We start from the raw sequence: 25,743 nt of genomic DNA, 5'->3' as shown, positions 1-25,743 counted from the left end.
CTGCAGCCCGTGCGGGCCCCAGTCGATCGCCATGCCCTTGGTCAGCATCTTCACCGCGCCCTTGCTCGCGGTGTAGGGCGCGATGCCGGGGCGGCCGAGTTCGCTCTGCACCGAGCAGATGTTGATGATCTTGCCCTGCTGGCGCCCGATCATGTGGCGCGCCACGGCCTTGCCGACGAGGAAGACGCTGTCCAGGTTGGTCTTCATCAGTTCGTGCCAGTGCGCTTCCTCGAACTGCTCGAGCGGGGCGCGGCGCTGCATGCCGGCGTTGTTGACCAGGATGTCGATCGGGCCGACCTTGGCCTCGATGCGGTCGACGGCCGCGTTCACCGCATCGCCCGCGCTCACGTCGAAGGCCGAGGTGAACACCGTCGCGCCTTCCTCTCGAAGTTGCGCGGCGGCGCGCTCCAGCTTGTCGGCCGAGCGCGCATTGAGGATCACGCGCGCCCCGGCGCCGGCCAGCCCCCGCGCGATGGCGTAGCCGATGCCGGCGCTGGAGCCGGTGACGAGGGCGGTGCGACCGGTGAGGTCGAAGGCTTTCAGAACGGAGTTCAATGCGCTCTCCATCAAGGGGAAGAAGTTGCAAACGTGGACTGACCGAGCCAGTCGCGGATGTCCTGGACCTGTTGCTCGATCGCAGCGGTGGCCTCGACGCGCAGCACATCGGGTTCACCGATGGGAGACTCCAGCGCCGCGAACTGGCTGGTCACGAGGCTGGCCGGGAAGAGATGGTCGAACCGCGAAGCCACGCGCTCGCGTGCTTCCTCCGGCGAGATCTCGATGAAGACGACCTTGAGCCCCGGCACCGCCATCCGCAGTCTGTCGCGGTAGGCGCGCTTGAGGGAGGAGCAGGTCAGCACAGCGGTCTCGCCGGGCATGGCCAACAGCCTGCCGAGTCGATCCAGCCAGGGCCAGCGGTCCTCGTCGTCCAGGGGAATGCCGCGACGCATCTTGAGCTTGCTTTGGGGGAGATGGAAATCATCTCCTTCGATCAGCGGGCATTTCAGTGCAGAGGCCAGGTGGGCCGCGACGGTGGACTTTCCGCAGCCGGACACCCCCATGACCAGGATCTTGGGAGTCATGGATCAACGAGCGTTCAGGACTTCGGGGTTGACGGGAGTGAGCGGCTTGCCGGCGGAAGGGCCGAAGCCGAGCGCCGCGATCAGGTTGTCCGCCGTGAGCGCCGCCATCGCATGGCGGGTGCGCACCGAGGCGCTCCCGATGTGCGGCGTGAGCACCACGTTCGGCACCGTGAGCAGGTCCGGATGAACGTCCGGCTCGCCCTCGAACACGTCGAGTCCGGCGGCGGCGATGGTGCGGTCGCGCAGCGCCCGGGCGAGTGCCGCATCGTCCACGATGCCGCCGCGCGCGATGTTGGTCAGCGTGGCGGTGCGCTTCATCAGCGACAGCTCGGCCGCGCCAATCGCGTGATGCGAAGAGGCAGAGTAGGGCAGCACCAGCACGAGGTGGTCGGCTTCGCCGAGCAGTGCCTGCTTGTCGACGTAGCGCGCGCCGCACCCGGCTTCGAGCGCCTGCGACAGCCGCGAACGGTTGTGATAGATCACCTTCATGCCGAAGCCGCCTGCGCCCCGGCGCGCGATCGCCTGCCCGATGCGGCCCATGCCGAGGATCCCGAGCGTCGCGCCATACACGTCGCCGCCGGCGAACATGTCGTAGATGCCGGTCTTCGTCCAGCCGCCACCCCGCAGGAATCGTTCGGATTCCCCGATGCGGCGGGCGGTCGCCATCATCAGGGCGAAGCCGAAGTCCGCGGTGGTTTCGGTCAGGACATCGGGCGTGTTGGTCACGAGCACGCCGCGCGCGGTGCAGGCCGCGACGTCGATGTTGTTGTAGCCGACGCCGACGTTGCAGACCGCCTTGAGCGACGGGCAGGCGTCGAGCAGGGCAGCGTCGATGCGCTCGCTGCCGGTGCTCATCACCCCGTGTTTTCCCTGAAGTCGACGGATCAATTCATCCCTGGGCCAGATCGTGTCCGACGGGTTGTCCTCGACGTCGAAATGCTGGCGCAGCCGGTCGGCGATGTCTGGAAAGGTGGCGCGGGTCGCCAGGACGGAAGGGCGCATGAAGTCTCCTGCTTGCTTTGCTGTTCATGCAGAAGGTATTCAAGGTGGCCGACTCGACCAAGACGAGATCGATCTACGGTCATCGGAAACCCTTATGTCTGCGGCCATAACGAAATGCGGCACCCCTAGAGCGATGCCGTCTTTGCCTTGGTTCGGGCTTGGGCCTAACTTCCAACCGTTGACATCAGAAAGGAAGCATCCGTGAGCCTGTCCCGTATCTCGACGCGAATTCGGCGGATCAAGCCGTCTCCGAGCAGCGCCGCCGCCGACCGATTCGCCGTCCTGCGCCGCGAGGGCCGCGACATCGTCAACCTGGCGATCGGCGAGCCCGATTTCGACACGCCGGCGCACATCCGGCAGGCCGGCTGCGATGCCATCGAGCGGGGCGAGACCCGCTACACCCCGGTGGCCGGGACGCTCGAATTGCGACAAGCCATCGCCGCGAAGCTCGCACGCGAGAACGGCTTGCGCTATGACCCGGGAGAGATCATCGTGACCTGCGGCGCGAAGCACGCGCTGTTCAATGCGCTGTCGGTCACCGTGGAGCAGGGCCACGAGGTGATCGTGCCGGCGCCCTACTGGGTCTCGTATCCGGACATGGTGCTCGCCTGCGACGGCGCGCCGGTCACGGTCGCGTGCCGGGAAGAGGATGATTTCCGGCTGACGCCCGAGGCGCTCGAAGCGGCGATCACGCCGGCGACGCGCTGGCTGGTGCTCAATTCGCCCACCAATCCGACGGGCACCACCTACACGACCGGGCAGCTGCGCGCGCTGGCCGACGTGCTGCTGCGGCATCCACAGGTGATGGTCCTGCTCGACGACATCTACGAGCACATCCGCTTCGACGCTGCTGCGCCGCAGCACCTGCTGGTCGTGGAGCCGTCGCTGCGCGACCGCACCCTCGTGGTCAACGGCGTGTCGAAGACCTATGCGATGACGGGCTGGCGGATCGGCTATGCCGCCGGTCCGAAGGACATCATCGCGGCCCTGGACATGCTTCAGTCCCAGTCCACGAGCGGGGTCTGCTCCGTGAGCCAGGCTGCGGCGGTCGTGGCGCTCAACACCGAAGCCAGCTTCCTGCCGGACTGGGTGGCGCTTTACCGCCGTCGCCGCGACACCGCCGTCCGGATGCTCAACGAGATCCCGGGCATCCGCGCCAGATCGCCGGGCGGCGCCTTCTACCTCTATCCGCATTGCGGCGGCCTGATCGGCAAGCGCACGCCTGCCGGCAAGGTTCTGGAGACCGACAACGATGTGGTGATCCACCTGCTCGAGGCGGGTGGCGTCATGGTCCTCGCGGGCACCGCCTACGGCGTTTCTCCGTACTTCCGCATGTCGACGGCGACCAGTGTCGAGCAGATCGAGGAAGGCTGCCGGCGCATCGCCAAGGCCGTGGCAGAGCTGCGCTGAAGCGCGCCCCTGTCGCACGGCGCCGTTCGCGAGCCCGCCTATCAAGAACCGTGATGCCCGAAGGCGAATTTCATATTGGCCCCGCCTGACGGCGATTCCTATCATTTCTTCAACTCATTTCATGTTCGGAGATCAGCGATGAACAGCCACCCCACGAAGATGCGCGCCCGCACCGCAGCCCTGGTGATCGCCGCGCTTGGAGCCTTCTGTACGTTCACGCCGGCGCTTGCGCAAGGCACGGACAGCTACAAGATCGGAATCATCAGTCCGATGAGCGGGCCCAATGCGCGCTATGGCGCCTTCGCCAACAAGGGCGCCCAGCTGGCGGTCAAGGAAATCAATGCGGCGGGCGGCGTGCTGGGCAAGCAGATCCAGCTCGTGTCGGGCGACAGCCAGTGCGTGCCGGCCGAGGGTGTCGCGGCCACGCAGCGCATGATCAGCCTGGAGAAGACGCCGGTCATCATCGGCGACGTCTGCAGCTCGGTGACGCTCGCGATGCAGCCACTGGCGGAGGAGTCCAAGGTGCTGCTGGTGAACGCGGCTTCGTCCAATCCCGACATCACCTACAAGTCGGGCGTCGGCGGCTTCAAGTGGACCTTCCGGAACTACCCGACCGACGAGGTGCGCGCCGCCACGGTGCTCCAGTACGCGGCCAGGACGAAGGGCTACAAGAAGTTCGCGGTGCTGTCGGTCGACAGCGACTACGGCCGCGGCGCGATCAAGTTCACCAAGCGCTATCTGCCGAAGTACGAAGGCGCGGAAATCCTGAGCGAGGACTACTACAAGGACTCCGAAACCGACTTCCGGTCGGTGCTGAGCAAGATCCGCCGCTCGGGCGCGCAGGCCATCATCCTCTACGGGCAGGCCGACACCACGCCGATCATTGCGCGGCAGATGCTCGAACTCGGCCTTGCCGGCAAGGTCGCGCTGGTCGGCAACGGCGAGTTCAACACCAAGGACACCATCGCCGCTGCCCCCAAGGTCATGAACGGCGCCGTCGAAGCCGCAGCGTGGCTGCCCGAGGTCCCGGCGCCGCGCAGCCTGAAGTTCGTCGAGGACTACAAGAAGGCCTATGGCGGCGAGATGCCCAACAACCATGCCTATACGCACTACGACACGCTGATGCTCGTGGCGCAGGCCATCAGGAACGCGAACAGCCTGAAGGGGCAGGACATCCGCGATGCGCTCGCGAAGATCAAGTACGAAAGCCCCATGGGCCAGGTGACCTTCGACGACCACAACCAGGCCGTGCTGCCGATGGTCCTGCTCGAGATCACCGACGGCAAGCCGGCGATCAAGGGAATGATCACCACCAAAGTGGACTACGCCGCCAACTGAGGCGCGGACGAAAGCCAGCCAGACGAGGGCATCGTGAGTTCATTCATCCTCGAACAGATCGTCAACGGCATCATCACGGGGTCCATGTACGCCCTGGTCGCCGCCGGCATGACGATGATCTTCGGCGTCCTCCGGGCGATCAACTTCGCCCATGGCGAGTACTACATGCTGGGCACGTTCGCGGCCTGGTTCGTGATGAGCCAGTTCGCCGCCGACTACAGCATCGCCATCATCGCGGGCGTCGTCATCGTGTCGCTGATCGCGGTGCTGATCGGGCGCAGCGTGATGCAGCGATTGATCGGGCAGCCGTTCCAGGCCGGCGTGCTCGCCACGCTGGGCCTGTCGCTCATCCTGCAGAACGTCGTGATCCTCGCGTTCGGCGGCGGCTACAAGGTGTTCTCCGGCGGCTGGATCGAGCCGATCGAGTTGGGCGACTTCGGCATGTCGCAACAGCGCGTGATCCTGGTCGTGGTCACGCTGGCCGTGTTCGCAGGGCTCGAGTGGATGGTGCGGAGCACGCGGCTGGGCCGGTCGATCCGGGCGGTGTCGCAGAACATCGAGTGCTGCCAGGTCAACGGCATCGACGTCGAACAGGTGGTGCGCCGCACCTTCCTGATCGGCGTGGCGATCGCCGCTCTGTCGGGCATCCTGACCGGACCCATCAACGTCAGCATCTACGGCGGCATGGGCGAGTCGATCACCCTCAAGACCTTCGCCGTGATCGTGATGGGCGGCATGGGCAACGTGCGCGGCACGCTCATCGCCGGCTGCCTGCTCGGCGTCGTCGAAAGCCTGGTCGCCAGCTTCATCGGGCTGCAGTACCGCGACTCCGTCGGCTTCGTCGTGCTGCTCCTGATGCTGATGTTCCGGCCGCACGGCCTCTTCAGCAGCAAGGCGCGATTCTGAAAACCCATCGTCTGGAGCAAGTCCTCATGTCATCCACCACGCTGGACGCACCGCTTCTTCCGGCCGCAAGGGTCGCGAAGGTGAACTGGAGCGTCTCCGCCCTCGCGCTCGCCGCTCTTCTCGCCACGCCGCTCTTTCTGGGCGACTACTACCTGCACGCCATGGTGCTGGCGATGATCTTCCTGCTGCCGGCGCTGGGGTTGAACCTGATCCTCGGCTACACCGGCATGCTGTCGCTCGCACAGGGCGTGTTCTTCGGACTCGGCGCCTACGCATCGGCGTTGATGTCCATCCACTTCGGCACGCCCTTCCTGGTGAACTTCCTCGTGGCGGGATTGTTCGCCGGGCTGGTCGCCCTGCCGCTGGGCATCCCGGCGCTGCGGCTGCGCGACACCTCGTTCGTGATGTGTACCCTGGGCATGGTCGTGATCGCCCAGATGGTGTCGAAGAACTGGGTCGACTTCACCCGTGGCGACATGGGCCTGTCCGGCATCGCCCGCCCCAGGCTCGGCTTCGGCGACACGGTGTTCACGGTCGTCAAGGCGCCGGAGTACTTCTACCTGGTGCTCGCGCTCGCCGCGCTGGCGGTGGCGCTCTTCGTGGCGCTGATCCGCTCGCCGGCGGGCCGGTGCATGGTGGCGATCCGCGACAACGAGACGCTGGCCGAATCGCTGGGCGTGCCGACCTGGACCTACAAGCTCATCGTGTTCATGTTGAGCGCCGTGTTCGCCGGCCTCGGAGGCAGCCTCTACGCGCACTTCTCGACGGTGGTGAGCCCGCTCGTGTTCCAGTCCTACTACTCCAACACGATCCTGATCATCGTGCTGGGCGGGGGCGTCGGACGGATTCCGGGCGCGATCATCGGCAGCTTCATCTTCGTGGCGGTCTCCGAGGCGCTGCGGATCACGCCGGAGCTTCGGATGATCATCTACGGCTTCGTGCTGCTCGGCCTGGTGTTCCTGTTCCCGCAGGGTCTCGCGCCGCTCTTCCAGCGCGCCGCCGAGCGCCTCGCACGCCTCGGCCACGAGGGCAAGGAGAAGCGACATGCAGCCTGACGTCATGCTGCGCATCGAAGGCCTGCGCAAGAACTACGGCGCCGTGGCCGCGCTGCAAGGGGTGGACATCGACGTCCGCCGCGGCGAGGTGATGGGACTCATCGGCCCCAACGGCTCGGGCAAGTCGACGCTCTTCGATTGCTGCACCGGCCTTCAGAAGAGCGATGCCGGTCGCGTGCTGCTGAAGGGCGTGGACATCACCACCTGGCCGATGAACCGGATTGCGCGGGAAGGCCGGTTCCTCCGCAGCTTCCAGAAGACGGTCGTGTTCCCGACACTGGATTCTGAAGAGAACCTCGTTCTCGCGGGGCAGATGTCGCGGTTCCCGAGCGTTCTTTCGACCTTCTGGGTCGGTCCTGCCGCGCAGCGGCGCGTGAAGGCGCTGCGTGAACGGGCGCGCGAACTGATCGAGGTCTCGGGTCTCTCGCGCGTGGCGCACCTGCCTGCCGGCAACATGTCCGGCGGCCAGCAGAAGCTGCTGCAGTTCGCGTCGATGCTGATGCCGGAGCCGGAACTGATCCTGCTCGACGAGCCGCTCGCCGGCATCAACCCCATCCTGATCGAGAAGGTGATCCAGTGCATCGAGCATGCGAACCGCGTGCTCGGCGTCACCTTCGTCGTGATCGAGCACAACACCGACGTGCTCATGAACCTGAGTCACCGCGTCGTGGTCCTGCACCAGGGGACCAAGCTGGCGGACGACACGCCCGAAGCGGTGGTGCGCAACCCGGAGGTCGTCGAGGCCTACCTTGGAGGCTGACATGGCGGATACCCACATGGAACTCGAGATCGACAACCTGCGCGCCGGCTATGGCCACCTGGACATCCTGCATGGCGTGAACCTGAAGATCCGGCATGGCGAATTCGTCACGCTGCTGGGGCCCAACGGTGCGGGCAAGTCCACGCTCCTGAAGTCGCTCTTCGGCATGACCACGCACAAGGGCGGCGCGATCCGCTGGAAGGGCAAGGACATCGCCGGGCTCAGGCCGCAGGCCATGCTGGGCCACGGCATCGCCTACGTGCCGCAGGGCCGGTGCAACTTCCAGCTCATGACCATCGACGAGAACCTCGAGATGGCGGCCTACACGATCCGGGATGGTGACCTGAAGGGCGAGCGCGAATACGTCTACGACCTCTTTCCGATCCTGCGCAAGCGCCGCAACGAACTGGCCGGGAACATGTCCGGCGGCGAACAGCAGTTGCTGGAGATGGCCATGGCCGTGCTGCGGCGGCCCGAGATCCTGCTGGTGGACGAGCCCTCGGTCGGCCTCTCGCCGCAGGCGATCACGCTGGTCTTCAACGAACTCAAGCGCCTGCACAAGGGCGGCCGCACGGTTCTGCTGGTCGAACAGAACACCCGCAAGGCGATGGAGGCGGCCGAGCGCGCGGTCGTGCTGCGCCTGGGCAAGGTGATCTGGGACAGCCCCGTCGGCGAACTGAGCAGCGCGGACCTGGGCGAACTCTTCATGACGGGTCGGCGCGCCTCCGACGCGCAACCGGCCTGAACCCATCAACCGAACACCAAGGAGCTGAAAAGCATGAAGCTGGCATTTGACACGGGCGGCACGTTCACCGACTTTGCGATGACCGATGACGACGGAACGATTCTTCTGCACAAGGTGCTGAGCACACCGGACGCGCCCGCGCGAGCGGTGCTGCAGGGGGTGGACGAGCTCCTGGCCAAGGTGCGCGAGAAGAACGGCAAGGGCTCGGGCGCGGGCCAGTTGCAGATCCTCGGCGCGACGACCGTCGTGACCAACGCGGTGCTCGAACGCCGCGGCGTCCCCACGGCATTCATCACCACGGACGGTTTCCAGGACATGCTGCGCATTCGCACCGAAGGCCGCTATGACCTCTACGACCTGCGCATCAAGTACCCCGACCCGCTGGTGACGCGCGATCTCTGCTTCGGCGTCGAGGAGCGCATCGCGGCCGACGGCACCGTGATCAAGGCGCTCGACGAGGACGGCGTGCGGACCGTTGCCCGCTCCTTGCTCGAACGCGGCGTCGAGTCGGTGGCCGTGTGCCTGCTCCATGCCTACAAGTACCCGCAGCACGAGCGGCGCGTGGCGGAACTCATCGCGGAAGTCGCGCCGAAGATCTCCGTCTCGCTGTCGTCCGCCGTCTGCCCCGAGGTTCGCGAGTACGACCGCGCGTCGACGACCGTGGTCAATGCCTATACGCGGCCGATGATGGTCGGGCACGTGAATCACCTGGAGCGCGAGCTGTCGCAGCGCGGTGTCGACGGACAGTTGCTGTGGATGACGTCCAGCGGCGGCGTCGTGCCCAGTTCCTCGGCATCGCGCACGCCCGTGCGGATGATCGAATCCGGCCCTGCGGCGGGCGCGGTCGCGGCGGCCGACTACGCACGCCAGTCCGGGGAAGAAAGCGTCCTGTCCTTCGACATGGGCGGGACCACCGCCAAGCTGTGCCTCATCCCGAACGGCGAGCCGATGGTGGCGAACGACCTGGAGGTCGCACGGCACGAACGCTTCCGCAAGGGCAGCGGCTTCCCGCTCAAGATCCAGTCCATCCACATGATCGAGATCGGCGCGGGCGGCGGCAGCATCGCGGCGCGCAACAAGCTCGGTCTTCTCAGCGTCGGCCCACGCAGTGCGGCGGCCGCGCCCGGCCCGGCCTGCTACGGCCGCGGCGGCACCGAGCCCACGGTGACGGATGCGGACCTGCTGCTGGGCTATCTCAATGAGAAGTCGTTTCTCGGCGGCGACTTCGCGCTCGACAAGCCCGGCGCCGAAGCTGCGATGGAGCGCCTCGCCAAGGAGCTCGGCATCAGCAAGGAACGCTGCGCCTGGGGCGTGCACGACATGGTCAACGAGAGCATGGCCGAGGCGGCCTCGATGCAGGCGACCGACAGCGGCGTCGATCCGCGCGCGCTGCCGCTCATCGCCTTCGGCGGCGCGGGTCCGGTGCATGCCTACGGCGTGGCGCGCAAGCTCGGCATCCGCAAGGTGATCTGCCCGATCGGCGCCGGTGTCACGTCGGCCATCGGGCTTCTTGGTGCACCGGTGGCGGCGGACCTTTCCACCAGCCTGCCGATGCGGGTTTCGGCATGGAATCCAAGCGCCGTGAACGTCGTCAAGGCGAATCTGGCCGAGCAGGGGCGCGAAGTCGTCCTGGCCAGCAAGGTGCCGGCGGACCAGATCCGCTTCTCCTACACCGTGGACATGCGCCACGTGGGGCAGGGCTATGAGATATCGGTCCCGCTTCCGGAACTCGACCCGGCCGATCCCGGCTTCGTCAAGGAGCTCATGGATCGTTTCCATGCCAACTACGTGGCGCTCTACGGCCGCGCCGTCAGCGGAACGGATGCCGAGGTGATCACGTGGCGCATCCGCGCGAGCGGTCCGAAGCATTCGGTCTCGCTGGCGGCACTGCGCGGCGAAGCGGGCGCGGTGCGCGACCCGCGCAAGGGAACACGGCCGGTCTTCTTCTCGGAGCTGGGCAAGTACGTGGACACCCCGGTGTACGACCACTACGCGCTGGTTCCCGGCGTTTCCGTCGAAGGCCCGGCCATCATCGAACAGCGCGAATCGACCGTGGTGATGGGGCCGAACGCCTCCGCCTCGCTCGACGAACGTCACAACCTCATCATGCTCTTGAACTGAAGGCCCGCCATGTCTCTCCTGAAAGCCGACTTCGACGATCCGATCACGCTGCAAGTGATGTGGGACCGGCTCGTCTTCATTGCCGATCAAGCCGACACCGCTCTGGGGCGTACCGCGTTCTCGCCGATCGTGCGCGAGAACCACGACTACGTGAACGTGCTGCTGGATGCCAAGGGCAGGGCGCTGGCGCAGTGCACCTGGTCGATCCCGGTCTTCATCACGACGCTGCCGATGGCCGCACAGAACTACTTCCTGAAGGCCTTCCCGCCGGAGTCCCTGGAGCCGGGCGACGTGCTGGCCACCAACGACCCGATGATCGGCACGGGTCACCTGCCGGACATGGTCATGCTCACACCGATCTTCCGCAATGGAAAGATCGTTGCCTACGCCGGGAGCATCGCGCACCTGCCCGACATCGGCGGGCGGCCGCAGTCGCCCGATTCGACGGACATGTTCGAAGAGGGCATCCGGATCCCGATGCTCAAGCTCTTCAAGGCCGGCAAGCCCAACGCGGACGTGTTCTCGGTGATCGAGGCCAGTGTTCGTCTGCCCAACGAAGTGCGCGGCGACATCCAGAGCATGGTCGCCGCCAACGAAGTGATGAGCCGCGAGTTCAGCCGCTTCATGGACGAGTACGGGCTCGACGATTGCGATGCCCTGGGCGATGCGATCTTCAGCCGCTCCGAGCGGCACATGCGCAAGGCGATCGCGGCCTGGCCCAAGGGCAGCTACAAGGCCGACATGACCATCGACGGCTTCGAGTCGGAGGTGAAGCTGTGCGTGAACGTCGAGGTGCGGGAGGACTCCATTCACGTCGACTACACCGGCACTTCACCCGAGGTGGCGCGCGGCATCAACGTCGTGCCGCACTATCGCGTGGCGCACAGCGTCTATGCGCTCAAGTGCCTGCTCGACCCCGATACGCCCAACAACGAGGGCTGCATGGTTCCGCTCACGGATTCGGCGCCGGCCGGTTCCATCCTCAATCCCAAGCCGCATGCCGCAGGCGCCGCGCGAAACCTCGTCGGCCACTGCATCCCGAGCCTGATCTTCAAGGCGCTTCAGAACGTGGTGCCCGAAGGGGCCATGGGCGACAGCGGCGGTGCGCCGATCTGGGGAATCAATTGCCAGGGCAAGCGCTCTGACGGAACCGCCTACGGCAGTGCGCAGAACTTCCACGGTGGCCAGGGCGGGCGCTCGTCGATGGATGGACTCGACACGCTGAGCTTTCCCTCGAACTGCCGCGTGACGCCGATCGAGATGTACGAGCTGGCGGTGCCGGTCCTCACCGAGTGCAAGGAACTGATCCCGGATTCCGGCGGTCCTGGCAAGTTCCGTGGTGGACTGGGTCAGCGCGGCATCATCCGCAACCTGTCGGATCGCGAGATGAACATCTATCTCAGCACCGAGCACGTGAAATATCCCTGCCTCGGCGTGCTGGGCGGGCAGGCCGGACGCAATGGCGCCGTGCTGCACGACGGCCAACCCGTCTTCCCGAAAGGCCGTCTGGTGCTGGCCCCCGGCGAACGCCTGACGATCGAACTGCCCGGCGGCGGCGGATGGGGCGACGCGAAGTCGCGGGCCCGCGACCTGGTGGAGGACGACCTCAAGCAGGGCCTCGTCACCCCTGAGGGTGCGCGCGATGACTACGGGTACGAACCCAGGCCCCTGTCCGTGCCCCGGCCTGCGAAGGTGGTCGCGTGACCCGCGCGAAGGCACTCGAAGGGCAGGTGGCCCTGGTCACCGGCGGTGGTTCCGGCATCGGCCGCTCCACGGCCATCATGCTTGCCGCCGAAGGTGCGCGTGTCGTGGTGATGGGGCGAAGGATGGAGCCGCTGGAGGCGGTCGTATCGCAGATCCGCAACGAGGGTGGCCAGGCGTGGGCACGGCAAGCCGATTTGCAGAGCCGCGAACAACTCCAGGACCTGGTTCGATGGATCGAGGCCGAGGTGGGAGCCGTTGGCATCCTGGTCAACAACGCCGGGCTCACCAGCCGGGTGCGCAACATCCGATGGATCGAGCCGGACGACTGGGAATCGGCGATCTCGGTCAACCTCACCGCCGTCTACGTGCTGATCCAGGCCGTACTGCCCGGGATGCTGTCGGCGGGTGCCGGAACGATCGTCACCGTGTCGTCGCTGGCGGCGGTGCGGCCCAATCTGCTGGGCGGCGCGCCTTACGGGGCGGCGAAGGCGGCTGTGGCCAACCTCATGGGCTTCATGCACGCGACCTTCCGCAACAACAACATCCGCTCGACCACCATTCTCCCGGGTGAGGTGAACACGCCGATCATGGATACGCGCGTTCGACCTCCGAGCGAGGAAGAGCGCGCCGCCATGGTCGCACCCGACGATGTCGCGCGCGCGATCGTGCTGGCGTGCACGCTGCCGCAGGGCACCACCATCGAACAACTCGTCATCAGCCCGACGCTGGCACGCGACCAGGGCCCGGATGTCGAGATCAGCCGCTGGCTCGGCGCGCCGGAAGGCACGCCGGGGAAACCTTGAACGGAACGACCATGACCACGACTCTTCATCAACGACTGGCCCGCGGCGACTCGGTGCTGATGGTCAACCCCAACCACGTCTCGCCGACCTTGTGCGAGAAGCTGGTTCGATCGGGTGCCGATTCGGTCTTCATCGACTGCGAGCACGGCCTGGCCAGCTTCGAGAACATCCATCACATGGTCAAGGCCGCTCGCTATGCCGGGGGCTACGGCATCGTCCGCCCGCAGAACCAGGAGCGCTCGACCATCACCCGCTGTCTCAATGCCGGCGCAGATGGCGTGATGGTTCCCTTGATCCACACGGCCGACATCGCGAGGCAGGTGGTCCATACCTTCCGCTATGCGTGTCCCGATGACCATCAGACGCGATTGCTCGTCGGCATGGTCGAGTCCGTGGAAGCCGTGCGCAATCTCGATGAGATCCTCGCTGTCGAGGGCATCGACGTGTTCTTCGTCGGGCCCGGAGATCTGTCGCAGTCCATGGGCTATTCACCCAATGTCGCTGCTGGCGCGAGGCGTCCGCAGCCTGTGCTCGACCTGGTCGACGAGACCTTGCGGCGCATCCGTGCCGCAGGAAAGTTCGCGGGAACGCTGGTCGTTCGGCACGACGTCCGGCATCTGGTTTCACAGGGTGCCCAGCTGCTCTACTACCATGCCGACCCCTTCGTGACCGATGGGGTAGCGGCAATGCGCGAGCTTTCGTCGAGGGGCGTGGTCGAAGCGCTGTCTTGACCGTCAGGTCGACGGCTCGCCGCCCGGGGCGCTGATTCCCGCATGCGGGGGGTCGGTGAAAAGCTGATCGATCTGGGCGTGCAGGATGTCGAGCACGACCTTGGCCTGTTCCGACATGGGTACGTGATTCGGGACACACAGCGAGATGGTCGTGCGGATGCTGGGCTCGACGATCTTCCGTATCTTCGGTGCAGTGCCGGGCCAGGCGAAATTGGCCAGCGCCGCGGGCAGGATGGTGGCCCCCACATTGGCCTCGATGGCCTGGCGAAGCGTCTCCGATGACTCGATCTCCGCGCGTATGTTCGGCGTGATCCCGGCCGAAGAGAACGCTTCATCGATCAGGCGCCGGAGCAGATGCATCCGGCTCGGGAGCAGCAGGTCGATCCTGGCCAGATCGCGTAGGGCGATGGTCCCGTCGTGCGAGTCCGGCAACGCCATGCTGGCCGGCGCGACGAGGAATAGCTCTTCGGAAAGAAGCGGCTCGAGCGTCACGCCCTTCATCGGAGCGCCGGCGTAGATGACGGCCATGTCCATGCGCCCCGTCACGACCATCTCGCTGAGTACCAGTCCGAAGTTGTCGTTGATGAAGAGGTTGATCTCGGGATACTGACTGCGAACCGCCTTGAGCAACGGCATCGAAAGCACGGATGCAGTGCTGTACGTGGCCAATCCGATCGACACCGGACCTGAAATGGTGCTCGCGCTTTCGCTGCGGCTCGCCAGTTCGCCTTCGAGCTGATCGAGGTGGCTGAGAATGATCTGCGCGTGCCGGTAAAGCTGGCTCCCTGCGGAAGTCGGCTTGACGCCTGTGTTCGAGCGGACCAGAAGCTTGTGTCTGAAATGCGCTTCGAGGGAAGCGATGTGCTGGCTCAGAGCCGGTTGAGCGACATGCAACTGCTGCGCCGCGGCCGACAGACTCTTGGCGTCGACTGCGGTCACGAAACTCTTGAGCGTCTTGAAATTCACTGACATGGAGGGCTTCGCGCGAGGCGATCGGCTTGGCGCAACCAGCGCATCGATTGATCGTAATCCCGATTGACCGGGTCACGACGTGGCTTGATGCTTGCTTGAGAATTTGCGCAACCATTGAGACCTTTGTGAACCTGCGGCGCCTGAAGTATTTCGTGAAGATCGTCGATCTCGAGAGCCTCACTCTTGCATCGGATGTCCTGCATGTCGCGCAGCCCGCGTTGAGCCAGCAACTGGCGACCCTGGAAGGCGAGTGCAAACAGAAGCTGCTTGTCCGGACCCAGAAAGGCGTCGAGCCCACCGAGGCTGGCCGTGTGCTCTACCGGCATGCACAAGCGATCTTGCGACATGTCGAACAAGCCCGTGCGGATGTTCAGAACGCGGGCCGAAGCCTCGTCGGCCAGGTCTCCGTGGGACTGGCCCCCGGCACGGCGGCATCGACGCTGGCCTTGCGGCTGCTGCAGGTGGTTCAAGGTCGCCACCCTCAGATCGTGCTTCACATCAACGAGAACCTCGGCACCACTCTCTTCGACGCCGTGCGGAAGGGGACCATGGACATGGCCGTGCTGTATGGCGGTGAAGGCCCGGCGCAGGGGCTGAGCTTCGATCTCTTGACGAAGGAAGCCCTGTGCGTGGTCGCGCCGGCAGGGTCCCTGCGCAAGGACGAAATCAGTCTCCAGGATCTTGGCGACGTGGACCTCCTGTTGCCATGCAGTGGCAACCAGTTGCGTCGCTACGTCGACCGCGCCTTCGCGACGGTCCGGATGGCGCCACGCGTGGTCGCCGAGATGGAGTCTTCGAGCACGCTGTCTGCTGCCATCGGCTCCAGAGTGGGTGCAACGATATTGCCGGCGTCGGTTGCCCGCGCGGTGGCTGCCACGGCGAATGCCGAACTGCATCAGTTGATTTCGCCCGTTATCGAAGTCCCGCTGGTGCTCTGCGCGTCCGACCACCTTCCGATGTCGGAGCCGGCACAAGTGGTAAGGGGCATCCTCCTGGAACTGGTCGGTGAGGACATGAGCTCGCCTGCTTAGCAGGGCCATACAAGCCTCAGCCACGCACGCGCTGCCGCTGTTCATGGCCTCGTGGGCGATTCGCTCAACACGGGCACGGCTCGTCCACCTGCGCCTTGAAGTTGGCCAGCAAGCCGACGAACCGACTTGAACGAAACGGCTGCGAGTTCAGCCGAAATGTTCAAGGCCAAAACTCGTCGGACTACAAGAATTCGTGTGCATCGGAACTCGCTCGAAGCACACCATGACCACCTTCGCCCTTCACATCAGACCCAGCGTGCAAGCAGAGCTCGACGCCGCGGCGTCGAACGAATCGCTCGGACACTTCCACACGGCCTTCCGGCACCTGGAGCGCGCGCATGTGCTTGCCCAGCCCGCTACCGGCGAACACGTTCGGGTGCACTGGCGCATGTTCCGCTTTGCCGTGCGCAATCGCATGACCGGCGAAGCGTTCGGCCAAACCTGGCGCATCGTTACCGCTGCGATCTTCACTGCATTCGGACTCGTCCCGAAAGGCAACACCGGTGGCGCGAACGTCAACGGGTTCCGCAGGATGCCTGTGCCGCAGGACCTGCGAACGATCATCAAGTCCGCCCGTGTGCAGCGGGAGCGAACGACGGCGCGCCGGAGATGGTCGGCGGCCCTGGGCAGCGTCGCCGTCGCCGCGCTCACCACATTGGGGCTGGCCGGCTGCATGACCGCGCCCAAGGACCTCGACGTCTCGCTCGAGAAGCAGTCCGCAGCCGGTGTCTATCAGGTCGCGCTGGTGCCGCCGGCCCAGATGCCTGCCATCAACCAGATGCACAGCTGGAAAGTGAAGCTGGCCACGCCGGACGGCATCCCGGTGCATGGGGCCAGGTTCGCCGTCGATGGCGGCATGCCGCAGCACGGACATGGCCTCCCCACGCAGCCGCGTGTCACGCGCGAGCTTGCGGACGGCACGTATCAGTTGGACGGCATGAAGTTCAGCATGACCGGCTGGTGGGAAGTGAAGCTCGCCATCGACGGCCCGCAGGGCGCGGACAAGGTGACCTTCAACACGGTCGTCGGAAGCCCCAAGGTGCGGCAGTGAGACGGCATGTGTCGACGGCGAGCACATCCTGGTTCGCGGGGGCCGCAACCCTTTTCTCCGGTTGCTTGTTGACGGTAGTCGCGGCTCAGGCCCTGGACAAGGCGCCGTTGCGCGACAGCTGGACGGCGCAAGAGACGGCAACGCTGGCATCCATGCGGCTGAAGGAAGCCGGTCCCCGGCCGGTCGACCTGTCCAACTCGTATGAGCAGCGGGCGGACGCAGCAGCGCTCGGCCGCGCGCTCTTCAACGACACGCGCCTCAGCAGAAATGGTCAGGTGGCCTGCGCCAGTTGCCATTCCGCAGACAAGCAGTTCCAGGACAGTCGCCAGTTCGGCCAGGGCCTCGGTACTGGCGAGCGCCGCACCATGCCGGTCATGGGTGCTGCGCACTCGCCCTTCTTCTTCTGGGACGGTCGCAAGGACAGCGCCTGGTCGCAAGCCCTCGGCCCGTTCGAGGACGCCGCGGAGCATGGCGCAAACCGAGTGCAACTGGTCAAGCTCGTTCAGGCCCACTACAAGGAGCGGTACCAAGCCGTCTTCGGGCCGATGCCCGACCTGGGGAAGCTCCCGGATGACGCTTCGCCCGCCGGTACGCCGTCGGAGCATGCTGCCTGGGCGGCCATGCCGGAAAGCAGCCGGGACGCAGTGAACCGGGTGTTCGCCAACATGGGCAAGTCCATTGCGGCGTTCGAGCGGAACATCTCGTACGGGGAGTCGCGCTTCGACCGCTACGCCGAAGCAACCGTCGCCGGCGACGGGCGGGGGCAGGAAGCGCTGTCGCGACAGGAGGTGCGAGGCCTGCGCCTCTTCCTCACCAAGGGCCAGTGCGTCACGTGCCACAACGGCCCCCTGCTGACAGACCACGCGTTCCACAACACCGGCATCCCGCCCATCGACCCCGCGAGTCCGGACCGCGGTCGCGCCGATGGGTTGCGCCAACTGCTGAAGGACGAATTCAACTGCCTGAGCCGGTACAGCGACGCCAGACCGGACCAGTGCGGTGAGCTGCAGTTCCTTGCCACGAACGACCCTGGGCAGCTGGCAGCATTCCGCACGCCCAGCCTGCGAAACGTCGCGGAAAGAGCGCCGTACATGCATGCCGGGCAGCTCACCAGCCTCGAGGAGGTGGTGGAGCACTATGCGAGGTCGCCCAAGGCAGTCCTGGGCCACAGCGAGCTGGCGCAGCCCGGCGAGAAGCACGCCGACCGGCCGGCCATTCGTCTTTCCGCCGCCGACATCCAGGACCTGGCCGCATTCCTGGGCGCGCTCACTGGCCCCGTCGTTCAGGCCGATTGATGCTTCTCGCGCGCCCGCGAGCTCAAGGGGCCGCGCATCTGCAATACAGAGGGCGGCAGCCCGAACATCGTTCGGGCCGTCCGCGACAGGTGCGCGGAGTCCGCGAAGCCCGCCGCGTGCGCCGCGGCCGAGAGATTTTCTCCGGCCATGAGCAGTGTCCACACGTGCAGGAGTCGCCGCCACAGGACGTACGTCCGCAGGGGCATGCCCGTTTCCTCGACGAACAGGTGCCGGAAGCGCTCCGGCGAGAGATTCGCCGCCTTGGCCACGTCGGGGAGCGAAACGCTCTCGTCGACCCGCTGCCGGATGTACTCGATGGCAGCGAGGACGCGCGGGTCGGACGGCTCCCTCGGCGCCGCTCCGGACAGGTCCCGGACAAGCTGCATGCACACCGCTTGCACCGCTTCATGGCTCTTCTCGACCCGCCAGGCTCTTTCCAGACGCTTTGCACCGTCCGACACCGTGTCGGTGCCGAGGAGCTCGGCCCCATGTTGCAGGCGAGTGGCGAGTGCCTTTCCCTCAGGCGTCTCCGGCTCGATGAACAGAACCACGCTCATGTCGCAGTCGTTCACGTCGATGGTGTGTACCGCCCGGGACGGAACCAGTGCTGCGGCACACGCCTGCCATTCACCGTGACGGCCGAGTTGCACACGCAGGCCCGCGGGCGCGCCCAGGACCAACTGGATGGCGTAGTGCGAGTGCGGCTCGATGGGGGCGCCGCCACCTTCGCCGATGAATCCGCAGACGCCGGTCCAGGCGACGAAGTCGCCTCGGTAGCGGGTGGCGGGCTGTGCACTCATGGTCGAACGGCTCTGCGGCCAGTCTACTGACCACCGGCCTGCCATGAAAGTCCTGACCGATGGCCCCCAGACCGGTCCGGTTCGGCCGTGGCCCCACGGGATTGAATGAAAAGGCTGCCAATCCAGCCTCTACGTTCAAGTCCCAAACAGTCTTCGCGCGAAGAATTCAAGCCTTACCAACCCTTCTGGAGCCTCCAAATGACTTCTTTCGCCACCTGCCCCCAAGCCGCCGCGTCTTGCTCCGCTGCCGCGCAACCGACCTGCTGCGAGTGCGTCACCTGCCACTGCGGCAGCTGCGACTGTGTCACTTGCAACTGCCCAAGTTGCGACTGCGCTCCCACGGCGCTGCTGGGAACCAATGTCATGGCGGGCATCCGTAGCGGGCTGGCGCGTGCGGAGTGACCGCCGGGGCGGCCTTGCCTGGGATCTCACCGAGGCTTCAGGCCACGACAGGCCCTCGCATCGATTCGATGATCATGTCGATGGTGTCCGCCCAGGCTTTCTCGACCTGCGCTGTGTGCCTCTCATCGAGGATCTCACGTGCCGACTCGAGAAACGCCTGCCGAAAGGCCGGGTAGTACCCGGCCGCGACCCCGTAGCCCTCGTGTCGCCGTCCGAGATCTCGCAGGCCGAGTGCCATGATCTCGGGGCGACTCATCGCGTGCACGAGAAATTGCATCATGTGAGCCAGCATCTGGCCCTGGCTGTCCATGTCGCCACGGAAAAGTCCTTCCGCCGCAGGGGCCAGCTCAAACAGACGTCGATAGAGATCCTGCGTAAAGCGCTTCTGATGTTGCAGGAGAACGCCGATCGTCGACTGGACCAGCAAGACGGAGTCCGGCGCGGCGAAGCCGATGACTTCGACGAGTTGGAACGCGCTGCGCCTGCCCTTCAGTACGGCCTGTGCCTTGCGCACCGTCACGGGCGCCTGCGGAACCTGATTGAACAGCACCTCCGACATCAGGAACCTCGTACCCAGCGTCTTGTTCGCATCCTGGATGCGGCTGGCGATGTTGATCGCATCACCGACGACCGCGAACTGCCTGTGATCCGGATGCCCCATCATGCCGACGATGAGCGGGCCAAAATGCGCCCCGACGCCGATCTGGAGCGTCGTTCCGAATTCGGCGGACAGCTGCGCATTGAGATCGTCCAGCGCAGCGAGCATGCCCAGGCCGGCTCGAATCGTGTCGAGACAACTCTTCTCGGGCGGATCGCCGCCAACACCGAACAGCCCGACGATCTGGTCGCCGACGTACTGATAGATGACCCCGTTGTTGATCAGAATCGCGTCGCCGACCGCCTTGAAGAAGCGATTGAGGATATGCACCACGTCGAAGGCGAGGTGCGCTTCGACCAAAGGCGTGAAGTCGCGGATGTCGCTGAACAGGATGGCGAGCGTTCGCTCCTGCGACGGCGCGACCGACGCTTCTTCCACCTGCAGGCACGACACGTCCGCGTGGCTCCTGATCAGCCGTTCGAGGCTCACGTCCCCGCTGATGCGCGTCTGACACGCCAGGCGCGTGAACCCATCCCAGCGAAGCGCGCTGGCCACCTCGATCTCGCGCGGTGTGCGCGCCGAGACGTTCTGAATCCCGTCACGGATGCGGACGCGGCAAGTCGTGCAGCGCCCGTGCCCCCCGCACGCCCGCACGTGCGGGATCTTGTGCGCGATCGACACGTCGAGGATGGTCATGGCGGAATCGGCGACCGGTATCGCCTTGTCTTCGCCCACGTACACGATGGTCGTCATATGAGGCTGGGCACTCCAACCAAGCCAGGGCGATCACGAGGCCCCTGGGGTCATGATGCTGATCGAGGGCGCGCAGAGCGCCCGACGCGAGTCTAGGCTCGACAGCACGGAAGCGGAAGATGCCTGCCTGGGCTCAGCCCTGTTCGGCCACGCGCAGCCTCTTTGCCAGCGCCTGCAACAGCTTCCAGGCGATGGCTCCGTTGCGTTCGATCAGCGGGCGGAACTCCCAGAAGGTCAGGCCGTAGCACACCAGTTCGGTGGTGGCGACGACGGTGGCCGAGCGCGGCCCGCCGTCGATCAGCGCGATCTCTCCGAAATGATCGCCCGGGCCCAGCGTGTTGATCGCCACGCCCTTGCTCGACACCGCGGCCTCGCCCGAGTCGATGATGAAGAACGCAGCCGCGCCCGAGCCCTCGCGGATGACGGTCTCGCCCTGGGCGAAATGGCGCTGCTTCAGAAGCCGCGCGATCTGCTCGGTCTGGCGCCGGTCCAGGTCGGCGAAGAAGCGCACGCGCTGCAGAGCGGCCACCGGGTCGCGCGGCGGTGGGCCGGGCAATGGAGCCTCGCTGCGCGACTGGCCGGTGGTCACGGCGCGGCATTGCAGCAGGTACAACGTGCCGTCCTGCATTGCCCATTCGATGTCGCGGCGCGGGCCGTAGGCCTTCTCGCACTGCAGCGCGAGGCTGGCGAGCGACGCCAGCCGCGCATCGTCCAGGCACAACTGCGTCACCTGCGCCGCCGGCACCTGTTCTTCGAAGGTCCCGCCGTTGGGGAGCGAACGCACGGCGATGCGCTTGCGTCCGGGCTTGCGTTCCAGCACCTGGCCGGCGCGATCGAGGCGGAAGTGGTCGGGCACCACGAGGCCGGCAACCACCGCTTCGCCCAGGCCCCAGCTGGCCTCGATCAGACGCTCGTCAGCGCCGGTGACCGGGTGCTCGGTGAACATGACCCCGGCCACGTCGGGATTGAGCAGCGTCTGCACCACCACGCCGACACTCGGCTTGGTGAACAGCCCCACCTTCTGGCGGTAGGTGATGGCCGAATCCGAATTGGCCGACCACCACACCTCGCGCACTGCGCCGGGCACGTCGGCGGGCGTGTGCACATTGAGCACCGACAGGTGCTGGCCGGCAAAGCTGGCTGCAGCGCCGTCTTCATCGACGGCCGAGGAGCGCACGGCGAACGGCGCCGGCAGGTCGGCAATTGCCGCTGCAAGCCTCTCGATGGCCTTCTCGTCGCCGCCGGCGACGGCCTCGACCAGGTCGCCCGACAGCGCCACGCCTGCCGGCACCGCCAGGCCGTGATGCACGGCATTGCCGAGGCCCACCGCCTTGGAGCCGAAGAGCGCAGCGTCGCGCGCCTTCGCAAAAGGGACGACGTGCTGCTTCACCCGAGTACCGTGACCTCGCCGGCATCCCCGTCGACGCGCAGGCGCATGCCGTCGCTGATGCGTTCGGTGGCCTCGCGTGTGCCGACCACGCCGGGTATGCCGTATTCGCGCGCGACGATCGCCGCATGCGACAGCAAGCCACCGTTGTCCGTGACGATGCCACCCAGCAGCGGCAGCAGGATGTTGAAGGCCTCGGTCGTCGATTCGGTGACGAGCACGTCGCCCTGCTGGATGCGGCCGAATTCCGACGGGCCCGAGACGCGCCGCGCCGGGCCCTCATAGACCCCCTTGCTGGCGGCCAGACCGTAGAGCATCTTGTCTTCGTTGGTGGCCTGGGAGCTGCCGAACAAATGGTCCAGCGCAATGAAGGTCGCGCGCATCAGGCGAGCCATAGGCGGCGGCAGCGCCGCCAGGTCCGGCGGGGGCGGAGGCGGCGGGCCCAGGAACGGCGGCACGTCCTTGGCGGTGTGCGCCGCGCGGTAGGCGGCGCGCTGTGCCAGCTCCTCGGCCATGGGGCCGCCACTGGCGGCAACCAGCGCGCACATCTCGTCCGTGCCGGCGTCCAGCATGTGCAGAGGGGTGGCGATGCGGCCGCGCGCCGATACTCGCCGGCCGGCCGCCAGCGCCGCGCGCCGCATCAGGCCAGAGGCCCAGATGTCGCTGTAGACACCGCGCTCGTCGCGCAGCCGGTACATCAAGCGGGCCTCGCCCAGCAGTTCATCGAACTGCGCCTGGTGCGCGACGGGCATGCGGGCACGTGCCTCGGCGACGCGCACGTCCAGGTCCGACGCGACCGCGGCTTCGCCCAGCAACGCGATGCGAAGCGAGCGGAGCAGCGCGTCGGGCAGTTCCAATGCCGTGGGCTCGGCGATGTCGAAGCCGTCGATCAGCCGGTGACCGACCAGGTCGAGATAGCCGCGCACCGCCGCGCCGGCTTCGCCGCCGAGCGTGCGCAGACGTTCGAGCAGCTGCACCGGGTCGCCGTCGCTGGCAAGTAGCGTGCGTGCCGCCGTGTCCGTGGCGAAGGCGCCCTTCAGGCGCGCCATCTCGTCGGATCCGCCGGACGAGACCTCGGCCGAACCGCGCATCAGGCCCAGCAACTCCGACGGGGGCAACTCGGTCCAGGCGCCCGCATGGGCGAGGAAGTCGCCCACCGGCAGCACCGCGGCACCGGTGAAGCGCATGTGCTGCGTGATCATCGCCGCGTGATGGTCGCGGCAGCGCCGCAGATAGTCCACCAGTTCGGCGTCGGAGAGCGCGTCCGCGTCGACGAGTTGCAGCTCGCGGTGCATCGCGATTGCCGCGGGCTTGCACTGGTCGTCCCATTCACGCAGCTGCTCGCGCCAGAGCTTCTGCGCATAGACCTGCTCGGCGCGCTGGAAGCGTTCGGGCATCTCGGATTCCGGTGCCGGCACCACCTGGTTGTAGCCGAAGCCCTGCACGTAGGCCATCTGCAGGCCGTCGATGAGCATGCCGTAGTAGCGCGCAAAGGCTTGCGTGCCGGCGCGGAAAGGGCCTGGGTGCATCTCCTGGAAGTAGCGCGTCAGAGGCCGCGGGAAGTGCACGCCGTCCTGTTTCCACGGCCCGGGCCCGGGCGGCTCGATCGGCAGTTTGATGCTCAGGTCGTGCGCTGTCATGGTGCTATCTCCTCGTGAGGATCGGCCCGTGCCTGCGACCAGGCCGCAGACTCGGAAAGGATACTCCCGCAGCGTCGCTTGCGCGCTGCGCGCCGGTCATCCTTCGTGTCCGGCCGGTAGGGGGCCGCTCGACGTTGGACTGGTGCCCTCGCCGAGGCAGTCGATGACCAGGTCCAAGAATGCGCGTAGCCGTGCCAGTCCACGCAGGTCCTGGTGATAGGCGAACCAAACGTCCCTTCCCGGGGGGCGCGGGTGGACGTCGTGTCTCTCGATACCGGGAAATTGGTCTCCCAGCAAAGTTGGCAACACGGCAAAACCTGCCCCCAAGGCACACGTGCGAGCCTGCACGTCGCGATTGTTGCTGCCAATCGCGAAGGTCGCTGCAGGAAACATGTTTTGCAACCAGTGCACATCCGGAAGATCCTCGAATGTCGCATCCAGCGTGATGAGCCTGCTGCCTGCGCCGTCGCCTACCTTCGGCGCGGGCATCCCGGCCGGACCGTACAGCGCATAGGTCATGTGCATCAGCTGACGCTGCACGACCTCAGGGCTCTCCGAGGGCCGAATGCGAAACACCAGGTCCGCCTCCCGTCGGGCAAGGTCGAGAAAGCGCGAATCCGTGATGAGGTCGACGCGCACTGCCGGGTGGAGCGCAACGAATCGGGCGACTACCGGCGACAGGACATGCAGTCCAAACCAGTCGGAAGACGACACCCGAAGAAGGCCCTGGAGCTCGGCGCCTCGTCCGGCAAGTTGTCGCTCGATGGCAAGCGCCTCTTCTTCCATTCGCTCGGCGTGCAATAGCACCGACGCGCCCTCATCGGTGAGTTGAAAGCCCTCGCGCCCGCGTTGGAACAGCCTCTGACCGGTCGAGTCTTCCAGGGCTCGTATGCGACGTCCCATCGTTGGCTGTGACATCCCCAAACGCTGCGCCGCGCCACTCAGCGAGCCCGAGCGGGCTATCGCCAGAAAGATGCGGACATCGCTCCAGTCCATAAATGTATTCAATGTTGAATGGAGGAAGTTCAATTTTGTGAATTTACATGCAATGGTGAATACCACAAACTGAAGTCCTGAGTTCACATTCATCTCCAAAGGACGTTCCCATGCTCACCTCCCGTGTGCCCGCCACGATGCAAGCCGCCGTTGTTCGCGAGATCGACGGTCCGTTCGAAGTCCTCGACCGTCCGATTCCGGCAGTTGCTCCGGGGCATGTTCTTGTGCGTATCGCCGCCAGCGGCGTCAACCCGCTCGACACCAAGATTCGCGCCGGAGTCGCGGCGCATGCACAGCACCCCCTGCCGGCGGTTCTTGGAATGGACATGGCAGGGGTTGTTGTCCAGGTGGGCGAGGGCGCCACTCGTTTCCAGGTCGGCGATGAGGTTTACGGTCTGGTCGGCGGCGTGGGCGGCCTGCAAGGAACCTTGGCCGAGTACGCTGCGGTAGACGCGGACCTCCTCGCGCACAAGCCGAAGAGCTTGTCCATGCGGGAGTCCGCCGCACTCCCGCTGGTCTCCATCACCGCCTGGGAAGGCTTGATCGACCGCGCACGCGCCGGTACGGGTCACAAGGTCCTCGTCCATGGCGGAGCGGGTGGAGTCGGGCACGTGGCGATACAAATTGCTCGCGCATCTGGCGCCGACGTCTACGCGACTGCAAAGCCCTCGCAGTTCGACGTCGTCCGTTCGTATGGCGCGACGCCCATCGATTACGCGGCCTCGACCCCTGCGGACTATGTTCTCGAGCACACTGCGGACGAGGGATTCGATGTCGTGTACGACACCGTGGGCGGCGCCACGCTCGATGCGTCATTCGTTTCTGTACGCCGGTACACCGGCCACGTTGTGAGCGCTCTGGGTTGGGGCACCCACTCGCTGGCGCCGCTGTCTTTCCGCGGGGCCACCTATTCCGGCGTCTTCACGTTGATGCCGATGCTCAGTGGCAAGGGCCGCGCCCACCACGGAGAAATCCTGGCCCAGGTCGCCAAACTGGTCGATGCGGGTCAGCTTCGCCCCCTCATGGACACTCAGAGATTCACGCTCGGTCAGGCCGGTGACGCGCACGCCCGCGTGACCGGCGGTCAGGCATTTGGTAGGGTCGTTGTCGACGTCGCCTGAGTGGCGTGCGCAGGCGCCGCGCCGTCCGAGAAGCTTTGCC

23 protein-coding genes are annotated in these 25,743 nt (G+C 66.1%); 14 read left to right on the top strand and 9 right to left on the bottom strand.

Annotated features, from left to right (window positions below; genetic code table 11):
• The 3 genes from WKW77_RS07365 to WKW77_RS07355 form a co-directional block, all read right to left on the bottom strand.
• On the bottom strand, window positions 1–567 hold a 567-nt coding region (locus WKW77_RS07365), incomplete at its 3' end, for an SDR family NAD(P)-dependent oxidoreductase (protein ID WP_340356189.1).
• Window positions 567–1,082, bottom strand: a complete 516-nt coding sequence (locus WKW77_RS07360) for a gluconokinase (protein ID WP_340356188.1) — start codon at window positions 1,080–1,082, stop codon at window positions 567–569. The genes WKW77_RS07365 and WKW77_RS07360, both read right to left, overlap by 1 nt.
• 3 nt (window positions 1,083–1,085) lie before the next feature.
• Window positions 1,086–2,084, bottom strand: a complete 999-nt coding sequence (locus tag WKW77_RS07355; RefSeq protein ID WP_340356187.1) for a 2-hydroxyacid dehydrogenase — start codon at window positions 2,082–2,084, stop codon at window positions 1,086–1,088.
• A gap of 201 nt (window positions 2,085–2,285) precedes the next feature.
• On the opposite strand from WKW77_RS07355, the gene WKW77_RS07350 reads away from it, so the two are divergent.
• From WKW77_RS07350 to WKW77_RS07305, 10 genes are all read left to right on the top strand, one after another.
• Complete coding sequence (locus WKW77_RS07350; RefSeq protein ID WP_340356186.1) at window positions 2,286–3,494, top strand: aspartate transaminase; 1,209 nt, start codon at window positions 2,286–2,288, stop codon at window positions 3,492–3,494.
• A 138-nt stretch (window positions 3,495–3,632) separates the two neighbouring features.
• Window positions 3,633–4,832 (top strand): ABC transporter substrate-binding protein, encoded by a 1,200-nt coding sequence (locus WKW77_RS07345; protein WP_340356185.1) that lies wholly within the window; start codon window positions 3,633–3,635, stop codon window positions 4,830–4,832.
• 33 nt (window positions 4,833–4,865) lie between these two features.
• Complete coding sequence (locus tag WKW77_RS07340) at window positions 4,866–5,738, top strand: branched-chain amino acid ABC transporter permease (protein WP_340356184.1); 873 nt, start codon at window positions 4,866–4,868, stop codon at window positions 5,736–5,738.
• A gap of 26 nt (window positions 5,739–5,764) precedes the next feature.
• Window positions 5,765–6,793: a branched-chain amino acid ABC transporter permease gene (locus WKW77_RS07335; RefSeq protein ID WP_340356183.1), complete on the top strand. Its 1,029-nt coding sequence runs from the start codon at window positions 5,765–5,767 to the stop codon at window positions 6,791–6,793.
• Window positions 6,783–7,553 (top strand): ABC transporter ATP-binding protein, encoded by a 771-nt coding sequence (locus tag WKW77_RS07330; RefSeq protein WP_340356182.1) that lies wholly within the window; start codon window positions 6,783–6,785, stop codon window positions 7,551–7,553. Before WKW77_RS07335 ends, WKW77_RS07330 begins: the two co-directional genes overlap by 11 nt.
• Window position 7,554: 1 nt before the next feature.
• Window positions 7,555–8,298: a branched-chain amino acid ABC transporter ATP-binding protein gene (locus tag WKW77_RS07325; protein WP_340356181.1), complete on the top strand. Its 744-nt coding sequence runs from the start codon at window positions 7,555–7,557 to the stop codon at window positions 8,296–8,298.
• Window positions 8,299–8,331: 33 nt separating this feature from the next.
• Window positions 8,332–10,419: a hydantoinase/oxoprolinase family protein gene (locus WKW77_RS07320; protein ID WP_340356180.1), complete on the top strand. Its 2,088-nt coding sequence runs from the start codon at window positions 8,332–8,334 to the stop codon at window positions 10,417–10,419.
• Window positions 10,420–10,428: 9 nt separating this feature from the next.
• The gene (locus WKW77_RS07315; protein WP_340356179.1) at window positions 10,429–12,123 is read left to right on the top strand and encodes a hydantoinase B/oxoprolinase family protein; all 1,695 of its coding nucleotides are present in this window, start codon (window positions 10,429–10,431) and stop codon (window positions 12,121–12,123) included.
• Entirely contained in the window at window positions 12,120–12,926 is an 807-nt protein-coding gene (locus tag WKW77_RS07310; RefSeq protein WP_340356178.1) for an SDR family oxidoreductase, read from the top strand. Before WKW77_RS07315 ends, WKW77_RS07310 begins: the two co-directional genes overlap by 4 nt.
• Window positions 12,927–12,937: 11 nt before the next feature.
• Window positions 12,938–13,657 carry an HpcH/HpaI aldolase family protein gene (locus WKW77_RS07305; protein WP_340356177.1) on the top strand — a complete coding sequence of 240 codons (720 nt, stop codon included), beginning with the start codon at window positions 12,938–12,940 and terminating at the stop codon, window positions 13,655–13,657.
• Between the two features lie 3 nt (window positions 13,658–13,660).
• Here the strand turns inward: WKW77_RS07305 and WKW77_RS07300 are convergent, their stop codons facing one another.
• A complete protein-coding gene (locus WKW77_RS07300) occupies window positions 13,661–14,629 on the bottom strand; it encodes a LysR substrate-binding domain-containing protein (protein WP_340356176.1) in 969 nt (322 codons plus the stop codon).
• Window positions 14,630–14,754: 125 nt separating this feature from the next.
• Here WKW77_RS07300 and nac point away from each other — a divergent pair, with 125 nt between their 5' ends.
• From nac to WKW77_RS07285, 3 genes are all read left to right on the top strand, one after another.
• Window positions 14,755–15,660, top strand: coding sequence for a nitrogen assimilation transcriptional regulator NAC (gene nac / locus WKW77_RS07295; protein WP_340356207.1), 906 nt, complete (start codon window positions 14,755–14,757; stop codon window positions 15,658–15,660).
• A 223-nt stretch (window positions 15,661–15,883) separates the two neighbouring features.
• Complete coding sequence (locus WKW77_RS07290; protein WP_340356175.1) at window positions 15,884–16,711, top strand: DUF3703 domain-containing protein; 828 nt, start codon at window positions 15,884–15,886, stop codon at window positions 16,709–16,711.
• Between the two features lie 8 nt (window positions 16,712–16,719).
• The gene (locus WKW77_RS07285; RefSeq protein WP_340356174.1) at window positions 16,720–18,006 is read left to right on the top strand and encodes a cytochrome-c peroxidase; all 1,287 of its coding nucleotides are present in this window, start codon (window positions 16,720–16,722) and stop codon (window positions 18,004–18,006) included.
• On the opposite strand, the gene WKW77_RS07280 is transcribed toward WKW77_RS07285, so the two are convergent.
• The 5 genes from WKW77_RS07280 to WKW77_RS07260 all read right to left on the bottom strand — a co-directional run bounded on the left by WKW77_RS07280 (window position 17,994) and on the right by WKW77_RS07260 (window position 24,582).
• Entirely contained in the window at window positions 17,994–18,806 is an 813-nt protein-coding gene (locus WKW77_RS07280) for a helix-turn-helix domain-containing protein (protein ID WP_340356173.1), read from the bottom strand. The genes WKW77_RS07285 and WKW77_RS07280 overlap by 13 nt on opposite strands.
• A gap of 439 nt (window positions 18,807–19,245) precedes the next feature.
• Window positions 19,246–20,559 (bottom strand): adenylate/guanylate cyclase domain-containing protein, encoded by a 1,314-nt coding sequence (locus WKW77_RS07275; RefSeq protein WP_340356172.1) that lies wholly within the window; start codon window positions 20,557–20,559, stop codon window positions 19,246–19,248.
• A 133-nt stretch (window positions 20,560–20,692) separates the two neighbouring features.
• Window positions 20,693–21,949: a PEP/pyruvate-binding domain-containing protein gene (locus tag WKW77_RS07270; protein ID WP_340356171.1), complete on the bottom strand. Its 1,257-nt coding sequence runs from the start codon at window positions 21,947–21,949 to the stop codon at window positions 20,693–20,695.
• Entirely contained in the window at window positions 21,946–23,586 is a 1,641-nt protein-coding gene (locus WKW77_RS07265; RefSeq protein ID WP_340356170.1) for a PEP-utilizing enzyme, read from the bottom strand. The genes WKW77_RS07270 and WKW77_RS07265 overlap by 4 nt, the downstream gene beginning before the upstream one ends.
• Before the next feature lie 96 nt (window positions 23,587–23,682).
• Complete coding sequence (locus WKW77_RS07260) at window positions 23,683–24,582, bottom strand: LysR family transcriptional regulator (protein ID WP_340356206.1); 900 nt, start codon at window positions 24,580–24,582, stop codon at window positions 23,683–23,685.
• A gap of 110 nt (window positions 24,583–24,692) precedes the next feature.
• On the opposite strand from WKW77_RS07260, the gene WKW77_RS07255 reads away from it, so the two are divergent.
• Entirely contained in the window at window positions 24,693–25,703 is a 1,011-nt protein-coding gene (locus WKW77_RS07255) for a zinc-dependent alcohol dehydrogenase family protein (RefSeq protein ID WP_340356169.1), read from the top strand.
• Window positions 25,704–25,743: the final 40 nt, after the last annotated feature.

The sequence above is a fragment of the Variovorax ureilyticus genome, assembly GCF_037889935.1.
GTDB classification, from domain to species: Bacteria; Pseudomonadota; Gammaproteobacteria; order Burkholderiales; family Burkholderiaceae_C; genus Variovorax; species Variovorax ureilyticus.
Note: the sequence above shows the minus strand (reverse complement) of the source record. Positions and strands in the feature narration are given on the sequence as shown.